Below are 24,901 nucleotides of genomic sequence, written 5' to 3' on the forward strand. Positions count from 1 at the left end.
AATTCATAAAAAATGCTTGGCTGGCTTTAGTAAGCAAAACTCAGCAACAGCTTAAAGAAACCCGCAATCAGTGCGAGAGAAATAAAGCCAAAGCACCACAATAAAATAAACCATAATCGTGGGCTGAGTCGATCAACAAATTTTTTCATGTCTATCTCCTCAATTAATGATAACCCTGATCCCCTATACGTACTTTGTCACGGAACACCCAATAGGACAAGAAGGTATAGGCAATGATGATTGGGATTAAAATTGCAGCTCCCACCAAAGTAAACTTCAAACTTGACTCAGGTGCAGCGGCCTGCCAAATAGTGACCGATGGCGGAATAATATTGGGCCATAAGCTGATGACGAAGCCAGTAAAAGCCAAAAAGACTAAAGCCAAAGTATAGATAAACGGTTTTAGTTCATGCTGCTTTTTGCATGAGGATAGAATCAAGCCAACAAACAGTAAGACTAAAATTGGCACTGGGCTAAAATAGTATAGATTCGGCAGAGAGAACCAACGCTGCGCAATTTCAGGATGGGTCAGCGGCGTATACAAACTCACGGCACCGAAGATGATGAGTAAAGCAATAATCAGCCTAGGCATCAGATGAAACATCCGCTGCTGTATCTCTTTTTCGGTTTTCCAAATGAGCCAGCCACAGCCTAAAGTGGCGTACATGACCACGACCCCTAGACCAGTAAAACATGTAAATGGTGTGAACCAGTCCCATCCACCACCGCTGTAAATACCATTGGTGGTCTGAATACCTTGGATATAAGCCCCTAAAATCACGCCTTGGAAAAAGCTCGATAAGATAGAACCCCAGATAAATGCGAGATCCCAGAGGTATTTGGTGCGCGTGGCTTTGAAACGGAACTCGAAGGCCACACCGCGGAAAATTAAGGCAACCACCATAAAGATAATGGGTAAATATAGTGCCGATAAAACGGTTGAATAGACCAAAGGAAATGCAGCGAATAAGCCAGCACCACCTAGGACCATCCATGTTTCATTACCGTCCCAAACGGGCGCGACGGTATTCATCATCACATCACGTTCTTGCGTTCCGTTCATAAAGGGAAACAGAATGCCAATGCCTAAGTCGAAACCATCCATAACCACATAGATGAGTACCCCGAGCCCGATAATACCGACCCAAACCAAAGCGAGATCAATCATGTGGTTTCTCCTTACTATTTTGAGCAGAAGGATCAGTGGTCTCGATAGACTCTTCAACAGCACTGAGTGGACGTAAAGGGGTTTTAAAATGCCCCGGGCCAGTATCTTGCACGGCATCTAAAGGCGTAGAAAAAGCAGGGCCTAATTTGATCAAGCGCAGCATGTAGTAAATACCCGCGCCAAAGACGACGGTATAGACCAAAACAAAAATAATCAGGCTCAAGCCGACTTGATCTGCGGTGACTGTATGCGATAAACCGTCTTTAGTTCGAATCACACCATACACCACCCAAGGCTGACGGCCAACTTCTGTTGTGACCCAACCTGCTAGGAGCGCGATATAACCTGTAGGCCCCATGATGATGGCAAATTTATGAAACCAACTGCTTTCGTATAGAGAGCCTTTTTTACGTAGCCACAGTGCTGTTAACGAGAGTAAAACCATCAACATGCCCAAGCCAACCATGACCCGGAAACTCCAGAATACAATCAGTGCATTCGGACGGTCTTCAGCTGCGAAGTCTTTTAAACCAGTGACCTGACCCTCTAGGGAATGCGTCAGAATCAAACTGCCCAGATTGGGAATACCAAGCTCAAAATCATTCGATTCTGTTTCCATATTCGGTAAAGCGAACAATAATAAAGGCATGCCATGATCACGATTGGTTTCCCAATGGCCTTCAATGGCTGCCAATTTTGCAGGTTGATGTTTTAAGGTATTTAAACCGTGGTTGTCCCCAATCACAACTTGTAAGCAAGACGTGACCAGGACCATCCATAAGCCCATGGAAAAAGATTTTTTCACCAACGCATCACGACGACCTTTCAGCAAATGCCATGCTGCGGTGCCGACCACTAAAAGTGATGAGACTAGGAAGGCCGCTGCTGCCATATGGGCAAATCGATAGGGGAAAGATGGGTTAAACACAATTGCCCACCAGTCTGTGGGGACAATAATGCCATTTTCGATGGCAAAGCCTTGAGGTGTCTGCATCCAACTGTTGGAGGATAAAATCCAGAACATGGAAATACAGGTACCGATAGCGACCATTAAAGTGGCAAAAAAGTGGGCTTTAGGGCTGACCCGTCCCCAACCAAATAGCATAATGCCCAAGAAACCGGCCTCTAAAAAGAAGGCGCTCATGACTTCATACGTGAGCAGTGGCCCAGTGACACTGCCTGCGATGCGTGAAAATTCACTCCAGTTGGTCCCGAACTGGTAGGCCATGACAATGCCCGAAACAACCCCCATAGCAAATGCCACGGCAAAAATCTTAATCCAGTACTTAAATAAGTCTTTATAAATTGGATTTTGAGTGCGCAGCCACTTCCATTCCAGCATGGCAAGAAAGCAGGCTAAACCAATAGAGGTTGCAGGAAAAATAATATGAAAGGAAACAGTAAAGGCAAATTGAATTCTTGCCAACTCAAGTGCGGTTAATCCGAGGCTCATTGCATCCTCCATGGCTGGCAGGAATATCGACGGTTCGATACCCAGTTGCTGTCTAAATCGGAATGATAAAAAAGCATAGATCGTTTCATTAAAAACTACCTACTTAAAATACTGATGATGATCTTGCATCAGGATGTCTAGAAGATGTAGGTACAAGAATTGGAGAGAAAAAATATAACAAAATAGAAAATTGCACTTAGTCTGTTATATTTTTTGAACTGTTTTTATGATCTATTCATTCTTATTGCTTAATTAAAATATACAGAAAGTTTTGATGCTGAGTTAGTTAAAAAATGTTATTCAAAACTCGCATAACACATGGTTTGAAATAGCGTAGTTTGAATAAAACTTTTAACGAGGGAGCTTCATTATGAATGATAAGGTCAGTAGTAAAAGCTGAAGTCTAGCTGACAGCCATCGAACCGAGTATGTGCGAATATTTACACCTACAGGATAATGATATTGCGCTATCTATTGTGATTCGAAGTCGTTTGATACTTAAAATAGCTCTAAAAAGGGAGTCTGTAGACTCCCTTCAATATAGATAGTTTAACGCGCAAGGAAACTTGCGGCTTCATCAATTAAATCAGCAACGGCTTTGGGTTGAGACGCGAGTGAAGCATGACTGGCATCTAAAGAAATGACTTTTTGAGCATTTAAGCGTGAAGACATCATGGCTTGGTTTTCAGGGTGAATCATGCGGTCTTCAGTTGAAATTTGGTACCAAGATGGTTTGTTTTTCCATGCTGGGTTTGAAATGATATCGCCAAAAGTACTCGCAACAGGGGCTTTCTGGGTGATGCCCATGACCAGTCCTTCATCATTCGTTAAGTCCTGACAGAAGCTTTCATGGTATTTATCGGCTTTGACCCAAAGGTATCCGTCACTGTCGGGTTCTAAGTTGGGTGCACCAACGGGTAAATGTTGTTGCGTAATGCCACCTGGACTTTCACCAGTATCGGGTGCAAAAGCTGCAATATAGACTAGACCAACAACATTGGGTTGATTACCCACTTCGGTAATGACTGCCCCCCCATAGGAGTGGCCAACTAAAAGTACATCTCCTTGCACTTGTGCAATCATTTTGCGGGTTCGTTCGACATCATCCGCCAAAGAGGTGAGCGGCAGTTCAACGGCACGTAGGGCTTCGTAACCTCGGTGAGATAGGTCAGTAATGACTTTAGACCAATGGGCAGCGCCGCCCCAAAATCCATGTACTAAAATAATTGTTGGCTTCTTATTCATTTTCTTATCCCTAGAGTAAAAGTATCATCTTATAGTTAAAAAAGTGGTCATGCTAGGTTGGGCTAATGATTATCGATGCAAGATAATTTAACTAATTGTAAGTTTAAAAAATATAGATAAAAGACTGAAAAAAAATGCCAATTACGTTAAAAAGTGGGCATTTTGTGTGATTAATATTTTATTTTTCCTTACTGCTATTTTTTAGCTTTTTTAAAATATTCATTACTAATAATCATTTTTTGAGGTATTCAGCCATAAAAAAAGAAGAGCTGCATTTTCATAATGTTATAAGATGAGCAGGCTGTGCTGAATGCTTGATTTTGGGGGAAATTGATCATTTATCAATAACTAAAGTAGTACGTTTCATTGTTTCAAATGAACCTCATTAGGGTTTTAAAAGTTGAATTTGGCCATGTTCTATTGCTTCCAATTCTCAACGAGAAATGGGGGAGATGAGGTACATGGCAGATTTTGGGTGGGTATAAATAGAGTGCATTTGCATGAAAAAAATTAGATGTTTTTTAGTTTTAGTTACAGTTTTGGGGATGAGTGCTTGCGGGGGCGGTGAAGGCGACCAGTCAACAACAGCAACGGTAAAAGATGTTCAAAATGAAATGCCTGTAGCCGTAATTCAGTCAACGCAAGACAGTGCTATGGTCGGGGATAGTATACTTTTAGATGGTTCTGAAAGTACCGATGATGGCGCGACGACATTGAACTATCGTTGGTCGGTTGTTAAAAAGCCTGAAAATAGCTTTCCCAGTCTTGGTGCTAGCACGGATAAAACATTTCATTTTATTCCAGACCGTACAGGAGATTATGAACTGAGTTTAGTGGTGAATGATGGTCAACAAGACAGTCAAACCACTACGGTCAAACTACAAGTCTTTGCAAGAAATACAGAACAGGTTGTCAATCCATCTGATGTAATACCAGACTCTGAAAATGATGATGAATTGGTCGACAATACAGAAGAAAAGGCTAAGGTCATTTTTCGTGATGGCTTTGAGACGGGGACGATTCGTGTCGACAAATACAGCAATGATTTGTCGACGTGGAATGCAATGGCTCTCCACTTTGAAAATCGTAGTTCAGCAATGATAGTTAAAGATCCTGCTGGTACAGGACAGAATGTTGCCAAATTTGTTGTACCTGATGATGGTCAATGTTATCGCGCAGAAATACAACGAAAGCAATTTGGTTGGGGTCATTACAACTATTCTTTTTCTCATTATATTCCCTCAACATGGCCAGCATTTCAGTATGGAACAATACTGGCGCAGTGGCATGGTTTTAACCTAAATGGAAAGGATTTGAATCCTCCAATAGCCTTGGTGCTTTCAGGTCTAAAACCGGAATGGCAGTTACATTTATATGAGTTAAAGCCAATGAGTTCACCATTGGCGGTTCCAGAAACGCTTTTAAAGCGTTATGTCTTAGATGTGCCCGTGGAATATAACCAGTGGAATGATTGGAATTTTGATATCCAATGGTCAGAACTTGATGCAAACAATCAACTGATTCCCGGGAAAGTGGTGGTGAAACATAATGGGAAAGAAGTAGCCAACATCAGTGGGGTCAATAATTACCATCAAAAGTGGTCACCTTATTTCCAAATGGGCATTTACCGTTCAAGTTGGCGAGAAGGAGCACTGAAGAACCGTGTTATCGTGGGGCAGCCTGTCGAGGCTTACCATAAAAATGTGGTGATTAAAGATCTTAATTAAGATTTTGAGTTTCATCTAAGTGGTCATTTCGTATCATTAAAAAACCGATGGCTCTCACTTGAAAGCCATCGGTTTAATCTGGTGTAACCTTAGATCATTACCACATTATTTTAAAATTAAAGGTTATTGCTCAAATCGGCTTGAGTGTTCATAGGCTTATCTTGAGCATGCTTTCCCCAGTTAAACTTCTGTGCACAGATGCCTAATCCAACAATAAACAAGGCAAGTAAACTGGTGTAAGTCACTTCTTTGAAGTAGGTGCCTTCCACAAGCATGGTAATGAGTGCACCAATGATAAAGACGATGGCTAGATAAGTGAGCCAAGGGAATAACCACATTTTAAAGTCAATCACTTGTCCTTCGGCTTCTAATTTCTTACGCATACGTAATTGTGAGAAGGCAATGGTCAGGTAGACATACAGCGCTGCTGTACCTGTTGCTAACATGAAGATGTCATAGACATTCATACTTTCAGTTGCAGTAAGGTACGTTGCCACCAGAGCAAATAATGACGAGACCAGAACGCCCATCCACGGACTACCATTACGGTTGATTGAACCGAAGCTTTTCGGTGCATCGCCACGTTTTGACAGTGAAAATAACATCCGTGAGCAGGTATAGAGAGCCGAGTTAAAACAGCTACATACCGAGGTTAGGACTACAAAGTTAACAATGTGTTTTGCTTCTGGAATGCCAAGTGCTGACAAAGTCACACTATAGGTTCCCCAAGTGGGATCTTTTAACAGTGGATTGTTATGTGGAATTAGGCAGACGGTAATAAACATTGAACCGACATAGAACAACATAATTCGCCAAACCACAGAGTTAGACGCTTTACGGATTTCACGGGCAGGATTTTCTGATTCTGCTGCCGCAACCGTAACAATTTCAGCACCGATATAGGCAAACATAACCCCAAGTAAGGCGGTGATCACTGCCGAGAAACCGTTCGGCATGAAGCCGTCCGCAGTTAAATGCGTGATTCCTGAGGCAGTTGCTTGACCCCATGGCCATAAATGCATGATAGCCAAGCTACCAATCACTAAGAAAATCACAATCGCAATTACTTTGATGAGTGCAAACCAAAATTCAAATTCACCATAGTTTTTGACATTTTGTAAGTTAACCAAAACTAAGGACACAATTACGACCAGCATGTACCCCCAGATTGGGATAAAGGGAAACCAGCTGTTGAGAATTTTACCTGCGACATAGGCTTCCCAACCCATCAGCAAAGCCCAAGAACACCAATACAGCCAGCCAATGGTAAAACCAGCCCAACGGCCAATGGCACGATCAGCATAGGTTGAAAACGACCCACTGTCTGGATTGAGAACAGCCATTTCACCCAGCATACGCATGATTAACAGAATGAGTAATCCACCAAACGCATAGGCCAAAACTGCAGCAGGGCCTGCCGAATAGATAACATTTCCCGAGCCGATGAACAGTGAACCACCAATGACACCCGCAATCGAGATCATGGTGAGATGACGCGACTTAAGTCCATTTTTTAAGCCTTGAGATGCATCCGGCACAGCGCTTTGTTTAGGTGCTTCCATATAATTTTCCTTAATCTTAAGGAGGTAGCTTCAAAAGGGGGCAAAGCCTTTTTCGGACTACTCATCCTTTAAAACTGTAACCGAATGATCAGAGGCTTTATCATTATTAAGGCAAAAATGAATAAATCTGATATTCCTGTCAAAGCGTGAAAAATCACACTTTGGCTACAAAACGGTTACATGTTGTTTATGTATGCACCTAATCTCTCTTTTTTGTTCTCAGTAAACGAGAGCCATTTTTTAGCATTTGGAAGGAGCCAATTGCAGCTAAAATGTGAAAAGCTGGGGAGCCAATGTTTACTCTCATCTCAATAATTTATAGAATGAAGCAGCAAAACTCAGCTTTGTAACTGCGGCTTTAGTCGTAAGTCGAATGGTTGTAAAAAAACTTAAGTATCTAATTTATAAAAATAATCAACTCAGCGTACGAACTCCTGCATTTCGCAGACATTTGAGTAACACACCAAAAGCCACCAATATTTCTTGTTCACGGACACAGGCAAAGCCCAATAGCAGTCCTTTCTGCCGTGTTGAATAATGCTTGGTATAGTATTGTGACAGTGCTCGAACTTTTACGCCTTGATCAAGTGCATTGCTGGCAATCAACACATCATCCATGTTGCTCGGCAGCTTTAAAATCAAATGTAAACCAGCAGCGGTATTGTATTCATGCAGGAAGTCTGCCCCAAGATGACGTGTAATCAGGTCGATTAAAAAGGCGTGACGCTTGCTATAGAGTAAACGCATACGACGAATATGTGCTTCATAATGGCCCTCACGGATAAACTCTGCCAAGACTTTTTGATCGAGTAAATGCCCGCCCCGATACAACTCCGATGCCACAATACGTAGTGGTGAAAACAACTTTTTAGGGACCACTAAATAGCCAATGCGCAATGCAGGGTAGATGGTTTTACTGAAGGTTCCCATATAAATGACAGGTGCATCAGGCTCCAAACCTTGCAAAGAAGGGAAGGGCTGACCCGAGAAGCGGAACTCACTGTCATAGTCATCTTCTACAATCCAGCTTTTATGCTGGCGCGCGATGGCAATCAGTTGTTTACGACGTTCTAAACTTAAGTGAGAGCCTAAAGGGTACTGATGTGAAGGCGTCACAAAAATTAGTTTAGGTGGGGTTTTCGGGTCTAGGTCAGGGATAATACCTTCTTGATCGACAGGCAAGGAGCGTAGATTTACGCCATTAATGCGTAAAATATTACGTGCCCCCCAATAAGCAGGATCTTCAATCCAAACTTCATCGCCTGGGTCACTTAAGGTCCGTGAAACCAAATCGATCGCCTGATGTGTCCCTTCGGTAATAATGATTTGGTCTGCATCGCATTGCACCGAACGCGCAATTTTGAGGTATTCAGCCAGTTCTTGGCGCAACTCTAAACAACCGCCCGCATTGCTATAAATGAGACTATTAATTTCAGGTTCACGGCTGAGGCGGGTCTGAATACGGCTAAAAATATGGTGCGGAAACTCTGTGACATCCGGTGCACCGGGCACAAACGCGCCCCATTGGTAAGGCGATGCAGCTGAATAGCCGATGAGATAGGAACCGCGTTGCGACAAATTATAATTCTGCTGGGTCTTTTTTTCTTGAGTTTGGCTATTGGTATTTTCAGCTTTGACCAAAAAGGATTCAGGCAGTTGTTCAGCGACCCACGTGCCTTGACCTGTACGTGCTTCAACATAGCCTTGTGCTTGTAGTTGTTCATATGCACTGAGTACGGTATTGCGTGAGACTTTAATTTCTTTGGCCAAATCACGCGATGCAGGTAGGCGAGTTTTGGGTGCGAGCACACTGTCAATAATGGCGTTGCGTAAGCAGCGAAACAACCGCAATTGTAGGGTTCCGTCAATATCTTGCTGTAATCGTTGCAGTAAATAATCTCCAAGCAAGCTACGCAATTGGCTCTCTCCTACAATATTAAAATGGCTTTTCGTGAGTGATTACCATAAATGCAAAATTATCTCGTCAGGCAGCCGTTGTAAAGCATTTCGCTTGTAGACGTTGGGAGCAAATGCCCGAGACTAAGGGGCTGGAAATATACACAAGTCGCATCCAAAGCAAAAGTTTTTTTAGATGATTTACATAATCGAATACAACGGCTTGAAAATACAATTAGAAAAGATTAAAGAAGGACATAAATGGTTTCTAGGTTGGCATAGTCATTTGCTGAATTTTGGGCTTCTTTAGCATTTTGGGTGATTCGGTTGAATACCGTAATGGCCCTCTTGAATAAGTATGCCTTTTTAAAATTCATATTATTTAAGTTATTTATTTTTAATAAATAAATATTTTATGTGGAAAATAATTATAAAGGGGTCGGGTGAATTGGCTCCATCTGTCTGATGAAAAGTGGCTCTCGTCTAGTGCCAATAAAAGCGCAAAATGCAATAAACCCCACGTCCTTTGTAAATCAGCAAAAAGCATGATCGGGACGCTGAAATTTTATAAATGTATGAATCAAGAATGAGGATACAAAATGGACAGTAAACACTCTGCACTGAACGCACGTAAACTAAAAGCGACTCCTCGTGGCGTTGGTGTCATGTGTCAATGGTATGCGGAGAAAGCAGAAAATTCCACCATTTGGGATGCTGAAGGGAATCAATATACAGACTTCGCGGGCGGTATTGCGGTACTGAACACAGGTCACCGTCATCCTAAAATTATTGCTGCTGTTACTGAACAATTGACTAAATTCACCCATACAGCGTACCAAGTTGTACCGTATGAAAGCTATGTTTGTTTAGCTGAACGTATTAATGCACGTGCGCCAATTGCTGGTGAAGCAAAAACAACATTCTTCTCTACTGGTGCTGAAGCTGTAGAAAATGCAGTGAAAATTGCACGTTCTTACACAGGTCGTCACGGTATTGTGACTTTTGGTAACGGTTTCCACGGTCGTTCATTTATGACCATGGCAATGACGGGTAAAACTGCACCGTATAAACGTGACTTTGGTGTGATGCCTTCAGGTGTTTTCCATGCGCGCTATCCAGTAGAGTCAAAAGGCATTACTGTCGATGTTGCAATTGAAAGCATTGAAGACATTTTTGCAGAAGATATTGCGGCACATGATGTAGCCGCTATTGTGCTTGAACCTGTTCAAGGTGAAGGCGGTTTCAACGTTGTTCCTGCTGAATTCTTAAAACGTTTACGTGCGCTATGTGATCAACACGGTATTTTGATTATTGCAGATGAAGTACAGACAGGCTTTGCACGTACTGGTAAGTTATTTGCCATGGATCATTACGAGACCAAAGCGGATTTAATCACGATGGCGAAAAGTCTTGGTGGTGGTTTCCCAATCTCTGGCGTGGTTGGCCGTGCTGAAGTGATGGATGCACCAAACCCAGGTGGTCTAGGTGGTACTTATGCAGGTAACCCAGTGGCTGTAGCTTCTGCACATGCCGTACTAGACGTGATTGAAGAAGAAGGTCTTTGCGAACGTGCAAATGTATTGGGCGCAGAGTTGGTTGAAGTTCTGAATGAACTCAAACAGTCTTCGTCTACAGTCCAAGAAATTCGTGCGTTGGGTTCAATGGTCGCGATTGAGTTGGAAACGGCGGATCAAGCGAAAGCAATTCAAAATTATGCAATGCAAAATGGCTTGCTTATTTTGACCTGTGGTCGTTATGGTAATGTGATCCGTTTCTTATATCCTTTAACGATTCCTGCAGAACAATTCCGTGCTGGCTTAAACATTTTAAAACAAGGTTTTGCACTTTCTGCTGCAGCATAATTGAAGAGTAATGACCATGCTTCAAGCGCAATATAAAGATTTATTACAGCATCCAGATATTCGTTTTGATGTGCCTGAAAATGGCGGTTACATCGAAGTCAAAGATGCGGCAACACATGACACCTTGGCATGGGTGAAATCCCATGACCGAGCGTCAGTTGAGCAAGTGATTGCTCGTTCTCAAAAGGCACAAACTGCGTGGAAAGCGCAAACAGCGCTACAACGCGCTGATGTGCTTTGGGCTTGGTTTGATTTGATGCAGGAAAATAAAGAGTCATTGGCTCAGATTTTGACTGCTGAACAAGGTAAGCCTTTAGCTGAAGCACGTGGTGAAATTGGCTATGCGGCTTCATTTATTCGTTGGTTTGCTGAACAAGCCCGCCGTATCGATGGTGAAGTTTTAACACCCACACTGCCGAACCAACGTTTGTTGGTGATCAAACAGGCGATTGGTGTTACGGCAGCAATTACGCCGTGGAACTTCCCCGCAGCAATGATCACACGTAAGGCCGCACCTGCCATTGCAGCAGGGTGTTCGATGATTGTGAAACCTGCTGAGCAAACGCCTTTAACGGCTTATGCTTTAGAAGTGTTAGCGCTACGCGCGGGTTTGCCACAAGACGTGTTATTACACATCAGTGGTGATTCAAGCGAAGTGGGTAAAACACTGTGTGAAAGCGACACGGTGAAAAAGTTGAGCTTCACAGGTTCAACTCAAGTTGGTCGTATCTTGATGCAACAATGTGCGCCAACCATCAAAAAACTGTCTTTAGAATTAGGCGGTAATGCACCAGTATTGGTTTTTGATGATGCCAATCTTGAGCAAGCGGTACAAGGCATTATGACCAGCAAGTTCCGTAATAGCGGACAGACCTGTGTATGTGCCAACCGTATTTATGTACAAGACGGTATTTACGATGCTTTGGTTGATAAACTGGCAGTTGCTGTCGCGAACTTAAAAGTGGGTGATGGCCGAGTTGAGACTTCAACCCAAGGGCCTTTGATCGACGAAGCTGCGATTGCAAAAGTACAGTCGCATATCGCCGATGCTATCAGCAAAGGCGCACAGGTTAAAGCGGGTGGTCAACGCTCAAGCCTAGGCGGAACTTTCTTTGAACCGACACTTTTAACTGAAGTGACGCAAGAGATGAAAGTCGCGAAAGAAGAAACCTTTGGTCCATTGGCACCGCTATTCCGTTTTAAAACGGAAGAAGAAGCGGTTCAAATGGCTAATGACACCGAGTTTGGTCTGGCAACTTACTTATTTACGCAAAATACCGCACGTCAGTGGCGTGTTGGTGAAGCGCTTGAATACGGTATGGTGGGCATCAACACGGGGGCGATTTCAAACGAAGTGGCTCCGTTTGGTGGTGTGAAGCAGTCTGGCTTAGGTCGTGAAGGCTCTAAATTTGGTATCGACGAATATCTTGAAATGAAATATTTGTGCGTGGACTTATCAGTTTAAGTCAGTCCAGTAACCATCAGTAAAAGAATCAGCCTTGCCCATTCAAGGCTGATTTTTTATGGGTGCATATTGGGGAAGAGTCGATTTATTTTAAAATATTGCAAGATCTAATATTGGCCTGATCCTGAAAATTATAGTTATGTGAGATAATGTTTGATTAACCCAATAAGATCACTTTTTTGATTTATGAAAGAGGTTTTATATTCATAAAAACCCTTATTATTCATTTTTTAGTAAAATTAAAATTGCTTGACTCAAATCGTTTTCTTTATCTTTCCTGCGCTTTAAAATCAAACAAACTTTTTGCCCTTTTTTTAGATTATCAAAACGCACTCTATCAGGGTAGGTATTATTTCTGAATCCAAATATACCATACTGATCAAACCTTATAAAATATTCCTTTGGATAAGGAGGTCTTGATGAAATAACATAATCTTCATACACATAAATCCCGCATAACTCTTCTTCCTCAAGATAATCAAATGAAGGGGAGTATGGCAAATATTTATACCCAAAAAAAAGCATTGGTATCAAAAATAAGATGCCAAGTAAATATATCTGTCTATCAAATAAAACAACCAAAACTAAAGACAATATAACAACAAAAAAACAAATAATAATTAGAATAAAATAGAGGTCACCCATGCTAAAAACCAACCTATTATCTTGAGGTAAGTAAAATTCAATTAAATGAATATATTTTTAAAATTAACTTTTTATAAGCGAATATAATTAACTTAATGCTGTAAAAGTGAAAATTCTTGACTCATATAATTCACTACACCTGAAATCTGCTCCATATATTGCATTGTTCTGGTATTTTTTCTGCTTGAATGATGTTCACTGTTCGAGAAGGATCAACCCCATCAAACTGACAATAAAATAAAGGCTCACCACGCTTTAAAATGAGAATATTTGAAGTGTCATGCCATTCAAACCTTCACAGACTAAGTCAGTGGTCTAGACTAAATATGGGCGGAGAAACGACAACCATGTGTCGAGCCTATCAAAGGATTTTTATAATAGCCAAATGCGTCTAGTGGGGTAGTGTACACTATTTTATCTGCTATAAAACAACATGATAGATTAGGGTAATAATATTGGAGATTCACACCAACCGCTCAAACCAAGCAGAATTTGATCCTTATGGATTATACATTTTTAGTTCAGGATCCAATTTACAGCGTCTTTTGACTTTGAAGGCAATAGGCTAGAGATACACAGTATAAATTTCCCTGATTGCCTTTATCGACTTTAAACTTTATAGGTAGAAAGCAAAATGCTGGTTTCAGTGTTATAAATACCTGAAATATTTCGAATTCGTTCTAAAATCCGATCAAAATTTTCTAAGCTGTCAGACTTCAACTCTACCAACAGATCCCACTTGCCGTTGGTGCTATGCAAGGTATGCACAGCAGGGTCGATTCGGAGCTCTTTGACGACTGCACTGGTCTTGGTGCCTTCGACCATAATATTCATCCAAGCACGGATACTATTTTTCTCAGTCCCCGGTTTAATTCTCACCGTATAGCCTGTAATGACGCCACTGGTTTCCAAATATTCAATACGCTTTTGTACCGTATTTCGAGAGATACGGAGCTTGTTGGCAATCTCGGTAATCGAGATACGCGCATTGTCTTGCAGTAAGCCGAGGATTTGACTGTCCGTGTCATTCATTTTGATTTTTCCTGTTATCAATTTGATGAAATTTATTTCATTTTAATCAAAATTACAACTTTTTCGGCGCAGTTTGATTTTTCATACTATGCATATTGAGCAGTATTCACATGAACGTTACATCGAGCTGAGGCGATGTGTTCTGCGGGTGATGTCTCATATCTATTTAATGGATTTGATTCACCAAATTTTCAAAGGGAAACATCATGTCTTTGTCATATGAAATGGACAATAGTGGCGCTTGGCAGACCTATCTTGCACAGATTAACCGTGTTGCGCCATATCTGGAAGACGACTTAATTCCATTCATCGATACTTTAAAGCGTCCTAAGCGCGCTTTGATTGTTGATGTACCAATCGTGATGGACGATGGTTCGATCCAGCACTTCGAAGGTTATCGTGTACAGCACAATTTGTCGCGTGGACCGGGTAAAGGTGGTATTCGTTATCATCCAGACGTAGAACTCAATGAAGTCATGGCACTCTCAGCGTGGATGACGATTAAAACTGCGGTATTGAACTTACCGTATGGCGGCGCCAAAGGTGGTGTTCGTGTAGACCCTCGCAAATTGTCTCCACGTGAACTTGAACGCTTAACTCGCCGTTTTACTAGTGAAATTAGCCTAGTGATTGGCCCGCAGGTCGATATTCCTGCTCCAGATGTAGGCACCAATGCAGACATCATGGGTTGGATGATGGATACCTATTCAAGTATCAAAGGTCATACCGTAACAGGTGTAGTAACAGGTAAGCCTGTGCACTTGGGTGGTTCGTTAGGCCGTGTGCGTGCAACAGGTCGTGGCGTATTTGTGACTGGTTTAGAAGTTGCTAAGAAAATCAATCTCGCACTTGAAGGCAGTCGTGTAGCAATCCAAGGTTTCGGTAACGTGGGTAGCGAAGCGGGTTACTTATTCCATAAAGCCAATGCGAAAGTGGTGTGTGTACAAGACCATACAGGCACGATCTTTAATGCTGAAGGCATGGACGTTAAGCAGTTACAAGACTACGTTGCGATTCATAAAGGTGTAGCAGGTTTCCCAGATGCCACTTTAATTGAAGACGAAGCGTTCTGGTCGGTTGAAATGGATATTTTAATTCCAGCGGCTTTAGAAGGTCAGATTACGCCTGAACGTGCACAAAAATTGACTGCAAAATTAGTCTTGGAAGGTGCGAACGGTCCAACGTATCCAGATGCAGAAGACATTCTGTTAGAACGTAAAATCACGATTGTACCTGACGTACTGTGTAATGCAGGCGGTGTAACCGTGAGTTACTTCGAATGGGTTCAAGACATGGCGAGCTACTTCTGGACAGAAGAAGAAATTAACCAACGATTAGACAAACTCATGATGTCAGCAGTTGAAGACGTTTGGTTCACTGCAAGCGAAAAGCAGTGCAGCCTACGTACAGCAGCATACATCTTGGCGTGTAAACGTATCTTAAAAGCACGTAAAGAACGAGGAATTTTCCCAGGTTAAGGGGAACTTCCGTGCCCTTCGGGGCACACCACATTATTAGAAAGAACAACATCAGATTTATTAAGGACGAACAAACCATGAACCAGAATAGTCAACCAAATCGCCAAGATTTTAATCAGTACATGGTGCCAGTTTTTGCACCCGCTCAGTTTATTCCTGTGCGTGGCGAAGGTTCTCGTTTATGGGATCAGCAAGGTAAGGAATATATCGATTTTGCAGGTGGTATTGCGGTCAATGCGCTTGGACATGCTCACCCTGTGGCGGTTAAAGCTTTGGTTGAACAAGGTCAAAAGCTTTGGCACATTGGCAATGGTTATACCAATGAACCCGTACTTGCACTTGCAAAGCAATTAGTTGATAACACCTTTGCAGATAAAGTGTTCTTCTGTAACTCTGGTGCAGAAGCCAATGAAGCGGCTTTGAAACTTGCGCGCAAAGTGGGCCTACTTTCAGGCTCTGCACGCAAAAATAAAATTATTGCATTTAAAAATGCTTTCCACGGTCGTACTTTATTTACGGTTACGGCAGGTGGTCAACCGAAATATTCACAAGATTTTGCACCACTTCCAGAAGGTATTCACCACTTACCATTCAATGATTTAGACGCAGTACGTGAAGCGATTGATGCAGACACGTGTGCGGTGATTGTTGAGCCGATTCAAGGTGAAGGTGGGGTCATTACGGCAAGCCCTGAGTTTTTAAAAGGCTTACGTGAACTGTGTGACCAACATGGTGCGGTACTCATTTTTGATGAAGTGCAAACAGGTGTTGGTCGTACAGGTGCTTTATATGCATATATGAACACTGACGTGACCCCAGACATTTTAACCACAGCCAAAGCTCTCGGCGGCGGTTTCCCCATTGGTGCCATGATCACAACAGATAAGTTTGCCAACATGTTTGTGGTGGGTGACCATGGTACGACTTATGGTGGTAACCCATTGGCGTCTGCTGTAGCCAATGCCGTATTTGGTTTGATCAATACCCCAGAAGTGTTGAATGGTGTACGTACACGTGCGCAAATTTTTGCCGATGGTTTAAATCAGTTAAATGCACGCTATGGCCTATTTGAAGAAATTCGTGGTCAAGGTTTACTCATTGGCTGTGTACTAAAATCTGAATATGCAGGCAAAGCCAAAGACATCGTGACTTTAGCGGGCGAAGAAGGATTATTGGCCCTGGTTGCAGGTCCAAATGTCGTTCGTTTCACGCCATCATTAATTATTCCAGAAGCAGATATCGAAGCAGGTTTACAACGCTTTGAGCGTGCGCTCGCGCGCTTTGTTGGCGCGTGATAGGCCACTGGTTATGATGATTGTTAGACATGCAGAGCATCGAGATTTAGATGATATCTACATTCTGGCGGGGAAGTCGGGCATTGGCCTGACTTCTTTACCCCAAAATAAAGAGATCTTATCGGCTCGTATTGCACGCACGCAAAAGACTTTAGCGGGGCAAGCTGCACCGAGTGAACAGGGGTATTTATTTGTTTTAGAAGATACTCAGTTACAACGTGTGGTGGGTGTGAGTGCCATTGAAGTTTCAGTGGGTTTAACTGAACCTTTTTATAACTACCATGTGGGCAAACAAGTCCATGCCTCACAAACTCTGAATGTTTATAAAACCTTAAATACGCTGTTTTTAAGCAATGACCATACTGGTTGTAGTGAACTCTGCACGCTGTTTTTAGATCCAGAGTACCGCAAAGACCAAAATGGAAAACTGCTGTCGAAGATCCGTTTTCTGTTTATCGCAGCTTTCAAACAGGCTTTTCAAAATAAGCTGATTGCAGAAATGCGTGGTTATTCGGATGAAAATGGTCGTTCGCCATTTTGGGATGCCTTAGGTCATCACTTTTTCAATATGGATTTCTCGACTGCGGATTATCTCAGCGGTATTGGGCAAAAAGTCTTTATTGCAGAGTTGATGCCACGTTTTCCTGTGTATATCGACTTACTGCCGATGGCCGCGCAACAAGTGATTGCACAGGTGCATCCTCAGACTGTTCCTGCCTCTCGTGTGTTGGAGTCAGAAGGGCTGTGTTACCAAGGTTATGTCGATATTTTCGATGCAGGCCCGACGCTTGAAGCGGAAGTCAGTAGCCTGCGTGCAGTCAAAGAAAGTCACACTTGTGCCGTCAAAATTGTCGATAGCGTACCAGAAGGTGCAGGGCGTTATTTGGTGGCGAATGATCGCTATCAAGACTATCGCGCGATTTTAATTCAGCATGCGGCTGAGTCTGACAGTTTAAGTTTAACGGTAGAACAAGCGCATGCCCTTGGTGTGCAAGCAGGGCAAAGTATTCGTATGCTGCCTTTAGATAAGATGGAGCAAAAATAATGTCACAAGGGAATTTATATATAAACGGGACATGGTCTCCAGCGCAAGGTGCAGTATGGGACAAACTCGATCCAGTTACGCAAGACACAATTTGGCACGGTGCAGAAGCGACGGCTGAGCAAGTTGAACAGGCTTGTCAGTCTGCACGTGCAGCCTTTTCCGCTTGGGCACGCCGTCCTTTAGCTGAGCGCCTTGAAATTATTCAACGATTTGCCAGCTTGTTAGAACAAAACAAACAACAGCTTGCAACGATTATTAGTCGTGAAACCAGTAAGCCGATTTGGGAAACGTTGACTGAAGTTCAGTCGATGATTGCTAAAGTGGCGATTTCAGTGCGTGCTTATCACGAACGTACAGGTGAAAGTCTGACGGAAATGCCAGATGGTGCAGCGTCTTTACGTCACCGTCCGCATGGTGTGTTGGCTGTATTCGGCCCATATAACTTCCCAGGTCACTTACCGAATGGTCACATTGTCCCTGCGCTGATTGCAGGGAACACTTTGGTCTTTAAACCAAGTGAATTGACGCCGTGGACCGCAGAAGAAGCCGTGAAGTTATGGCAAGAAGCAGGCTTGCCTGCGGGTGTGTTGAACTTGGTGCAAGGTGGTCGTAGTACAGGTGAGGCACTTGCGCAATCACATGAGATTGACGGCTTGCTGTTCACAGGCAGTGCCAATACAGGCTACCACCTGCATAAACAATTGGCTGGTGCTCCAGAAAAAATTCTCGCTCTAGAAATGGGCGGTAACAACGCATTAATTATCGACGAGATTACCGACATTGATGCGGTGGTGAACTTAACTATTCAATCTGCCTTTATTTCAGCGGGTCAGCGCTGTACCTGTGCACGCCGTTTAATCATTAAAAATGGTGCTGTAGGTGATGCCTTCATTCAACGTTTGGTTGAAGTCAGCCGTAACTTGGTCGTGGGTCAGTGGGATGCTCAGCCACAACCGTTTATGGGTGGTGTGATTTCATTACATGCTGCACAGCAAATTTTACAAGCACAACAACGCTTGATCGATTTAGGGGCTCAAGTTCTGCTCCCCGTGACTCAAGTGGATGCCAACAGCAGCTTGTTAAGTCCGGGTCTTTTAGACGTGACCCATGTCAGCGATGTGCCAGATGAAGAATATTTTGGCCCATTGAGCTGTATCTATCGTTATGACCATTTCGATGAGGCTTTGGCACTAGCGAATGCCACTCGATTCGGTTTGTCGGTGGGTCTAGTTTCACCTGACCGTGAGCTGTTTGATCGTTTATTGATTGAAGCGCGTGCAGGCATTGTGAACTGGAACAAACCATTAACAGGCGCGTCAAGTGCTGCACCCTTTGGTGGTGTAGGTGCATCAGGAAACCATCGTGCCAGTGCCTTCTATGCCGCAGATTACTGCGCATGGCCAATGGCATCACTGGAAAGTCAGCAGGTAAGTTTACCTGAAAAATTATCGCCAGGCATTGTGCTGTAAGTCGACAAAAAGGGAGTTTAGAAATGTCAGGCTATGAAATTAATTTTGATGGTTTAGTCGGTCCAACGCATCACTATGCGGGATTGTCCTTTGGAAACGAAGCATCAACCAAAAACCAAAATAATCTTTCCAACCCAAAGTTGGCTGCCAAGCAAGGTCTGTTAAAGATGAAAGCTTTGGCCGACATGGGCTTAAAGCAAGGTGTATTTGCACCACAAGAACGCCCACATGTGCCGACTTTGCGCAAATTGGGCTTCCGTGGGGATGACCATAGCGTGATTGAACAAGCGATGCGTACTTCGCCTGCATTGTTATCCGCTTTGAGTTCAGCATCCTGTATGTGGACAGCCAATGCGGCGACGGTTTCACCGTCGGCAGACAGCGCAGATGGTCGTGTACATTTTACAGCGGCGAATTTGAACAACAAATTCCACCGTTCTATTGAACACGATACTACATCACGCGTGATGGCGGCCATGTTTAAGGATGAACGCCACTTCGCACATCACGAAGCGCTGCCACCAGTGGCTTTGTTTGGTGATGAAGGTGCGGCGAACCATAACCGTTTAGGCGGTGCTTATGATCAAGCCAGCGTGCAAGTGTTTGTCTATGGTCAGCAGTTCCTCGGTGGTGGTATTGGTCCGAAACACTATCCTGCACGCCAGTCGCGTGAGGCGAGTGAGGCAGTGGCACGTTTACACCAACTCAAAGCGGAACAAACGGTGTTTGTACAGCAGCATCCCGATGTGATTGACCAAGGCGTCTTCCACAACGACGTGATTGCGGTAAGTAACCAAAACGTCCTGTTTCACCATCAGCATGCATTTTTGAATCAATCGGAAGCGTTGGCAGAAATTCGCGAAAAAATGGCGCGCTTGGGTCAAGAATTCGTGTCCATTGAAGTGCCTGATCAGCGTGTATCTGTGAAAGATGCGGTGAATACCTATTTGTTCAATAGCCAATTGCTCACGCGTGCCGATGGCGGGATGAGCATTGTGGTGCCTGAAGAGTCACGTCAAAATCCAGCAGTGTGGGGTTATTTAAACGACATGATCCAAATGGGTACGCCGATTGATGACATTAAGGTGTTTGACCTGCGTGAAAGTATGCGCAATGGCGGTGGTCCTGCATGTTTACGTTTACGTGTAGCAGTGAATGAAACAGAGCTTAACGCGATCAATCCAAACCTGTTTATGAATGATGCCTTGTTTACCCGTTTAAATACGTGGGTGGATCAGTACTACCGCGACCAGCTGGCTCAGCAAGATTTGGCTGACCCGCAATTACTGATTGAAAGCCGTACTGCGTTAGATGAACTGACGCAAATTTTGAACTTAGGTTCGGTGTATCACTTCCAACGTTAAGCAATCGTGCAGGGAAAGCAGATGATAGATTTTCTAGGTGATGTTTTAGCACAACGTGTCCCGACTGTAGCGCAGGGCGTACAGCATGATTTTCGTTGGGAATGGTTGGCTGAAGGTGTTTTATCTTTTACGCCGAAACAGGCTTATGAAAAAGCGGTCGTGCTTTCCGCAGGTGTGCATGGCAATGAAACTGCGCCAATCGAGTTGTTGGCGCAGCTGAGTCAAGATTTGTTTGCAGGGGCAGTAGAGCTCAAGGTTAAGTTATTACTGATTTTAGGTAACCCTATCGCGATTCGCGCAGGGCAACGTTATGTTGAAAATGATATAAACCGCATGTTCTGCGGGGCTTATCAACAATTTAACGACACAGTTGAAGCGCAGCGGGTGGCGGTCTTAGAACAGATCGTCACCGCTTTTTTTAATGATAGTCCAGCTCAAGTGCGACGCTATCATTACGATTTGCACACTGCAATTCGCCCATCTTTGTTGCCGACTTTTGCCTTATTTCCATATCAAATCCATGACTATGATGCGGTGATGCTGGACAGCCTAAAAGCTGCGGAACTGGATGCCTTGGTGTATCACAATGCAGTAGGTCGCACCTTTACGCACTTTAGCAGCGCTCAGTTTCAAGCAGCCAGTTCGACACTCGAACTTGGTCATGCCAAACCCTTTGGACAAAATGATTTGGCAGCTTTCGCCGCGATTAATCATGTGCTTCGCACCGTGGTGAGTGAACAGTCCTTACCTATCCGTCAAAAACAAGCAATTCAAACTTTTCGAGTCGTTGATTCGATCATCAAAACTGAAGATGACTTCCAGCTTAATTTGGCAGATTCTGCGCCTAATTTTTCCGTGTTCGAAACCGATGCCGTGATTGCTCTGCAACAGGGCAAACCGTATGTGACTGCACCTGAGCAGGTTCGAATTTTATTTCCGAATACTCAAGTGAAAAAGGGATTAAGAGCAGGGCTGATATTAACTGAGGTTCATCCTTGATGATTTTAGTCAATTTATTAAATGTGATGATGGTGGTTTATCGAACTTAAGTCGTTAAATTAATTTTCAATGGAATTGAATATATGGATATTGAGAAAAATATTAATTCAATATTTTCATCTGTCGATCATAAGGGTACTTATAATCGATGGATGATTTTGCGTTGTGTTTTTATTAAGCTATTGTTTTTTAATATTAAATAATTAAATTAGGCATAGGTTTTGCAGCCTGTGTGAGTATTATTTTGCCGCCATAAAGAGATAAATAGTGTGGCGCTGAATAATAAAAATTAATGTTATTGAAAAATAATATGTAGCTTAATTTTGGACTGAGATGAAATAAGGAATTATCTAAATCTGAGTCCCATATTTACACCTATTGGGTTGTAAATTGGAGTAAAAACATGATGAATGGAAAACAGACCCATCAACAAAAAGAGCCTTTAGACGGTGATTTACTGGGTGGACATCATTACGAGTCAGTTGAGGAAGAACAACTGCAACGCTCACTGACCAATCGTCATATTCAGATGATTGCGATTGGTGGTGCCATTGGTACAGGTCTTTTTATGGGGTCGGGCAAGACACTCGCTGTGTCAGGTACTTCGATCATCTTAACTTACCTCATTATTGGCTTCTTCTTCTTCTTCGTCATGCGTGCGATGGGGGAACTACTGCTTTCTAATACCAATTACAAATCTTTTGCAGACTTTGCAACAGCTTATTTGGGGCCGTGGGCAGGGTTCTTTTTGGGTTGGTCGTACTGGCTCAGTTGGATTGTCACCGCAATTGCAGATGTGATTGTGATTGGAGGTTATGCACAGTTTTGGTATCCCGATCTCCCCGCATGGATACCCGCCTTCACCTCCATTGCCATTTTGACTTTATTGAACTTTGTTGCGGTAAAACTGTTTGGTGAAGTGGAGTTCTGGTTTGCTTTAATTAAAATTATCGCGATCATTATGTTCCTGTTGGTCGGTGTCTATCTGATTACGATTGGTTTCGTCTCTCCAGATGGTGTGAAAGCGTCTTTAGCCCATGTGGTCGAGAAAGAGTCACTGTTCCCTTATGGTTTAACGGGCTTCTTGGCTGGTTTCCAAATTGCGGTATTTGCCTTTGTCGGTATTGAATTGGTGGGAACTACAGCAGCAGAAACCAAAGATCCGCATCATGCTTTACCACGCGCGATTAACTCAATTCCATTACGTATTTTATTGTTCTATATCGGTGCTTTGGTTTGTATTATCGCAGTCACTTCTTGGTCGCAGATTTCACCAGACAAGAGTCCATTTGTTGAAATGTTTACTTTAATTGGTTTGCCCGCAGCAGCCAGTATTGTCAACTTTGTCGTGGCAACCTCTGCTATGTCTTCAGCGAACAGTGGCGTGTTTGCCACCAGTCGTATGTTGTTCGGTTTAGCGGTAGAAAAAGATGCACCGAAAAGCTTTGCTCGACTGTCGAAAAGCAAAGTGCCTGTATTGAGCTTAATGTTCTCGATGTTCTGTGTGGTGGTGGGTACTTCAATTTTGTTCATTGTGCCTGATGTCATGACGGCATTTATCATCATTTCAGCCTTCACTTCGATTTTGTGTATTTTCACCTTTGCCATGATTATTTTGTCGTACTTGGCTTATCGCAAAAAAGCGCCTGAACTGCATGAACAGTCGGCGTATAAAATGCCAGGTGGACGTTTTATGGCATGGTTTACCTTGTTGTTCTTAATCTTTGTGGTCGCGATTTTGGCGCTCGATCATGACACCATGATTTCATTGGCGTTCTCACCAATTTGGTTTATTGGACTGGGTATTGCTTATTACTATAAAACGAAAAAATATGCTGAGCGTAACTGGATTTTGACCCATGGTCGCCGCATTGAACAGGATGAAATGCCAGAAAATAATTAAGGAGCAGAGGGGGAATATTCCCCCTTTATTTTTATCGAAAAACAGAGGGATTTATTTTGAAAAAAGCGACACTTTGGGCATGCATGCTGGGTGCTGGATTACTACATATACAGAGCAGTTTTGCCGCACCATTATTGACGTCACATCTTTCAGCGACACAAGTGGCAGCACCACAGGCCAATGCATGGGTCGAAATTAATGTGCAGACCTTCGAGCAGAATATTCAGACCTTACAACAGCAATTACAGGACAAAAGCCAGATTTGTGCGGTCATGAAAGCCGATGCTTATGGTCACGGGATTGAACTGTTGATGCCGAGTATTATTAAGCTTAATGTGCCCTGTGTCGGCATCACCAGTAATGCCGAAGCAGCGATGGTGCGCAAGTCTGGTTATCAGGGAAGGCTGTTAAGACTACGTGCTGCGACTGATCAAGAAATCCAAAATGCTACTTCCTTAAATATGGAAGAGTTGTTGGGGAACTATGAACAAGCACAGCGCCTCTCAGTATGGGCCAAACAGCAAGGTTTAACCCTTGCGTATCATTTGGGTTTAAATGCAGGGGGGATGGATCGAAACGGTTTAGAGCTGAACAGTGCACTAGGTAAACAGCAAGCGCTACGCATGACCAAACTGCCAAATTTAAAGCTGGTGGGCATCATGACGCATTATGCTGTGGAAGATGAGAAATATGTACGTGAACGTTTGGCGGTCTTTAACCAGCAAACGGACTGGTTGATTAAAAAAGCCAAATTAAAGCAAGAAACGCTGACTTTACATACTGCAAATTCTTTTGCGACCTTAACGGTTCCAGAGTCACATCTAGATATGGTGCGTGCAGGCGGTGTGATTTATGGTGACAGCCTGCCAGATCGAGTTGAATATAAAAAGCTGATGACCTTTAAAACTCAAGTGGCAACAGTCAATGCATATTTGAAAGGCACAACAGTTGGCTATGACCAAACGTATACCTTGAAGCGAGATTCACTATTGGCGAACTTGCCGCTTGGTTATTCAGATGGTTATCGACGTGCATTTAGTAATAAAGCCTACGTACTGATTCGTGGGCATAAAGTGCCTGTAGTCGGGCGCACCTCCATGAATACTACCATGGTGGATGTCACTGATTTTCCAGATATTCGTGCCAATGATGAAGTGGTCCTGTTTGGCGAACAAGGGGGTGCAACAGTGAAGCAAAGTGATTTGGAAGAATATAATGGCGCTTTGCTGGCAGATGTCTACACCATGTGGGGTAACTCGAATCCGAAAGTTGTGGTTCGGTAGAGTAAAAGAG

General features: G+C 43.2%; 19 protein-coding genes and 1 pseudogene. 11 read left to right on the forward strand and 9 right to left on the reverse strand.

The window, feature by feature from the left end; genetic code table 11:
- Positions 1 to 26 precede the first annotated feature (26 nt).
- The 4 genes from JZ787_RS12985 to JZ787_RS13000 form a co-directional block, all read right to left on the reverse strand.
- On the reverse strand, positions 27 to 149 hold the full coding sequence (locus tag JZ787_RS12985) for a hypothetical protein (protein ID WP_004694789.1): 123 nt from the start codon (positions 147 to 149) through the stop codon (positions 27 to 29).
- Between the two features lie 14 nt (positions 150 to 163).
- The gene (gene cydB / locus JZ787_RS12990) at positions 164 to 1,168 is read right to left on the reverse strand and encodes a cytochrome d ubiquinol oxidase subunit II (protein WP_346312540.1); all 1,005 of its coding nucleotides are present in this window, start codon (positions 1,166 to 1,168) and stop codon (positions 164 to 166) included.
- The gene (locus JZ787_RS12995; protein ID WP_262470453.1) at positions 1,161 to 2,621 is read right to left on the reverse strand and encodes a cytochrome ubiquinol oxidase subunit I; all 1,461 of its coding nucleotides are present in this window, start codon (positions 2,619 to 2,621) and stop codon (positions 1,161 to 1,163) included. Before JZ787_RS12995 ends, cydB begins: the two co-directional genes overlap by 8 nt.
- 549 nt (positions 2,622 to 3,170) lie before the next feature.
- Complete coding sequence (locus JZ787_RS13000; protein ID WP_346312541.1) at positions 3,171 to 3,866, reverse strand: alpha/beta hydrolase; 696 nt, start codon at positions 3,864 to 3,866, stop codon at positions 3,171 to 3,173.
- Positions 3,867 to 4,366: 500 nt separating this feature from the next.
- Here JZ787_RS13000 and JZ787_RS13005 point away from each other — a divergent pair, with 500 nt between their 5' ends.
- Entirely contained in the window at positions 4,367 to 5,593 is a 1,227-nt protein-coding gene (locus JZ787_RS13005; protein WP_346312542.1) for a heparin lyase I family protein, read from the forward strand.
- Between the two features lie 116 nt (positions 5,594 to 5,709).
- Here the strand turns inward: JZ787_RS13005 and JZ787_RS13010 are convergent, their stop codons facing one another.
- Together JZ787_RS13010 and JZ787_RS13015 are read right to left on the reverse strand one after the other, a co-directional pair.
- The gene (locus JZ787_RS13010; RefSeq protein ID WP_058952237.1) at positions 5,710 to 7,155 is read right to left on the reverse strand and encodes an amino acid permease; all 1,446 of its coding nucleotides are present in this window, start codon (positions 7,153 to 7,155) and stop codon (positions 5,710 to 5,712) included.
- A 414-nt stretch (positions 7,156 to 7,569) separates the two neighbouring features.
- The gene (locus JZ787_RS13015; RefSeq protein WP_346312543.1) at positions 7,570 to 9,072 is read right to left on the reverse strand and encodes a PLP-dependent aminotransferase family protein; all 1,503 of its coding nucleotides are present in this window, start codon (positions 9,070 to 9,072) and stop codon (positions 7,570 to 7,572) included.
- Positions 9,073 to 9,650: 578 nt separating this feature from the next.
- Between JZ787_RS13015 and gabT the strand changes: the two genes are divergently transcribed.
- Together gabT and JZ787_RS13025 are read left to right on the forward strand one after the other, a co-directional pair.
- A complete protein-coding gene (gabT, locus tag JZ787_RS13020) occupies positions 9,651 to 10,913 on the forward strand; it encodes a 4-aminobutyrate--2-oxoglutarate transaminase (protein WP_346312544.1) in 1,263 nt (420 codons plus the stop codon).
- A 16-nt stretch (positions 10,914 to 10,929) separates the two neighbouring features.
- Positions 10,930 to 12,378 carry an NAD-dependent succinate-semialdehyde dehydrogenase gene (locus JZ787_RS13025; RefSeq protein ID WP_346312561.1) on the forward strand — a complete coding sequence of 483 codons (1,449 nt, stop codon included), beginning with the start codon at positions 10,930 to 10,932 and terminating at the stop codon, positions 12,376 to 12,378.
- 219 nt (positions 12,379 to 12,597) lie between these two features.
- On the opposite strand, the gene JZ787_RS13030 is transcribed toward JZ787_RS13025, so the two are convergent.
- The 3 genes and pseudogenes from JZ787_RS13030 to JZ787_RS13040 all read right to left on the reverse strand — a co-directional run bounded on the left by JZ787_RS13030 (position 12,598) and on the right by JZ787_RS13040 (position 14,055).
- Entirely contained in the window at positions 12,598 to 13,023 is a 426-nt protein-coding gene (locus JZ787_RS13030) for a hypothetical protein (RefSeq protein ID WP_218288151.1), read from the reverse strand.
- A gap of 92 nt (positions 13,024 to 13,115) precedes the next feature.
- Positions 13,116 to 13,454: pseudogene (locus tag JZ787_RS13035) on the reverse strand (hypothetical protein); the annotation flags it as partial.
- Between the two features lie 178 nt (positions 13,455 to 13,632).
- A complete protein-coding gene (locus JZ787_RS13040) occupies positions 13,633 to 14,055 on the reverse strand; it encodes an Lrp/AsnC family transcriptional regulator (RefSeq protein WP_004981435.1) in 423 nt (140 codons plus the stop codon).
- 203 nt (positions 14,056 to 14,258) lie between these two features.
- Here JZ787_RS13040 and JZ787_RS13045 point away from each other — a divergent pair, with 203 nt between their 5' ends.
- The 8 genes from JZ787_RS13045 (at position 14,259) to alr (ending at position 24,891) form a co-directional block, all read left to right on the forward strand.
- Entirely contained in the window at positions 14,259 to 15,533 is a 1,275-nt protein-coding gene (locus tag JZ787_RS13045) for a Glu/Leu/Phe/Val dehydrogenase (RefSeq protein ID WP_171253722.1), read from the forward strand.
- A gap of 77 nt (positions 15,534 to 15,610) precedes the next feature.
- The gene (locus tag JZ787_RS13050; protein WP_346312545.1) at positions 15,611 to 16,828 is read left to right on the forward strand and encodes an aspartate aminotransferase family protein; all 1,218 of its coding nucleotides are present in this window, start codon (positions 15,611 to 15,613) and stop codon (positions 16,826 to 16,828) included.
- 13 nt (positions 16,829 to 16,841) lie between these two features.
- On the forward strand, positions 16,842 to 17,873 hold the full coding sequence (gene astA, locus JZ787_RS13055) for an arginine N-succinyltransferase (protein WP_346312546.1): 1,032 nt from the start codon (positions 16,842 to 16,844) through the stop codon (positions 17,871 to 17,873).
- Positions 17,873 to 19,342, forward strand: coding sequence for a succinylglutamate-semialdehyde dehydrogenase (gene astD / locus JZ787_RS13060; RefSeq protein WP_346312547.1), 1,470 nt, complete (start codon positions 17,873 to 17,875; stop codon positions 19,340 to 19,342). The genes astA and astD overlap by 1 nt, the downstream gene beginning before the upstream one ends.
- Positions 19,343 to 19,365: 23 nt before the next feature.
- Positions 19,366 to 20,706 carry an N-succinylarginine dihydrolase gene (gene astB / locus JZ787_RS13065; RefSeq protein ID WP_346312548.1) on the forward strand — a complete coding sequence of 447 codons (1,341 nt, stop codon included), beginning with the start codon at positions 19,366 to 19,368 and terminating at the stop codon, positions 20,704 to 20,706.
- 21 nt (positions 20,707 to 20,727) lie between these two features.
- Positions 20,728 to 21,705: a succinylglutamate desuccinylase gene (gene astE / locus JZ787_RS13070; protein WP_346312549.1), complete on the forward strand. Its 978-nt coding sequence runs from the start codon at positions 20,728 to 20,730 to the stop codon at positions 21,703 to 21,705.
- A 403-nt stretch (positions 21,706 to 22,108) separates the two neighbouring features.
- On the forward strand, positions 22,109 to 23,608 hold the full coding sequence (locus JZ787_RS13075) for an amino acid permease (RefSeq protein WP_346312550.1): 1,500 nt from the start codon (positions 22,109 to 22,111) through the stop codon (positions 23,606 to 23,608).
- Positions 23,609 to 23,664: 56 nt separating this feature from the next.
- Positions 23,665 to 24,891 (forward strand): alanine racemase, encoded by a 1,227-nt coding sequence (gene alr, locus JZ787_RS13080; protein WP_346312551.1) that lies wholly within the window; start codon positions 23,665 to 23,667, stop codon positions 24,889 to 24,891.
- Positions 24,892 to 24,901 lie beyond the last annotated feature (10 nt).

Origin of the sequence: Acinetobacter sp. BWR-L5 (assembly GCF_039655985.1) — a bacterium.
In the GTDB taxonomy this organism is placed as follows: Bacteria; Pseudomonadota; Gammaproteobacteria; order Pseudomonadales; family Moraxellaceae; genus Acinetobacter; species Acinetobacter johnsonii.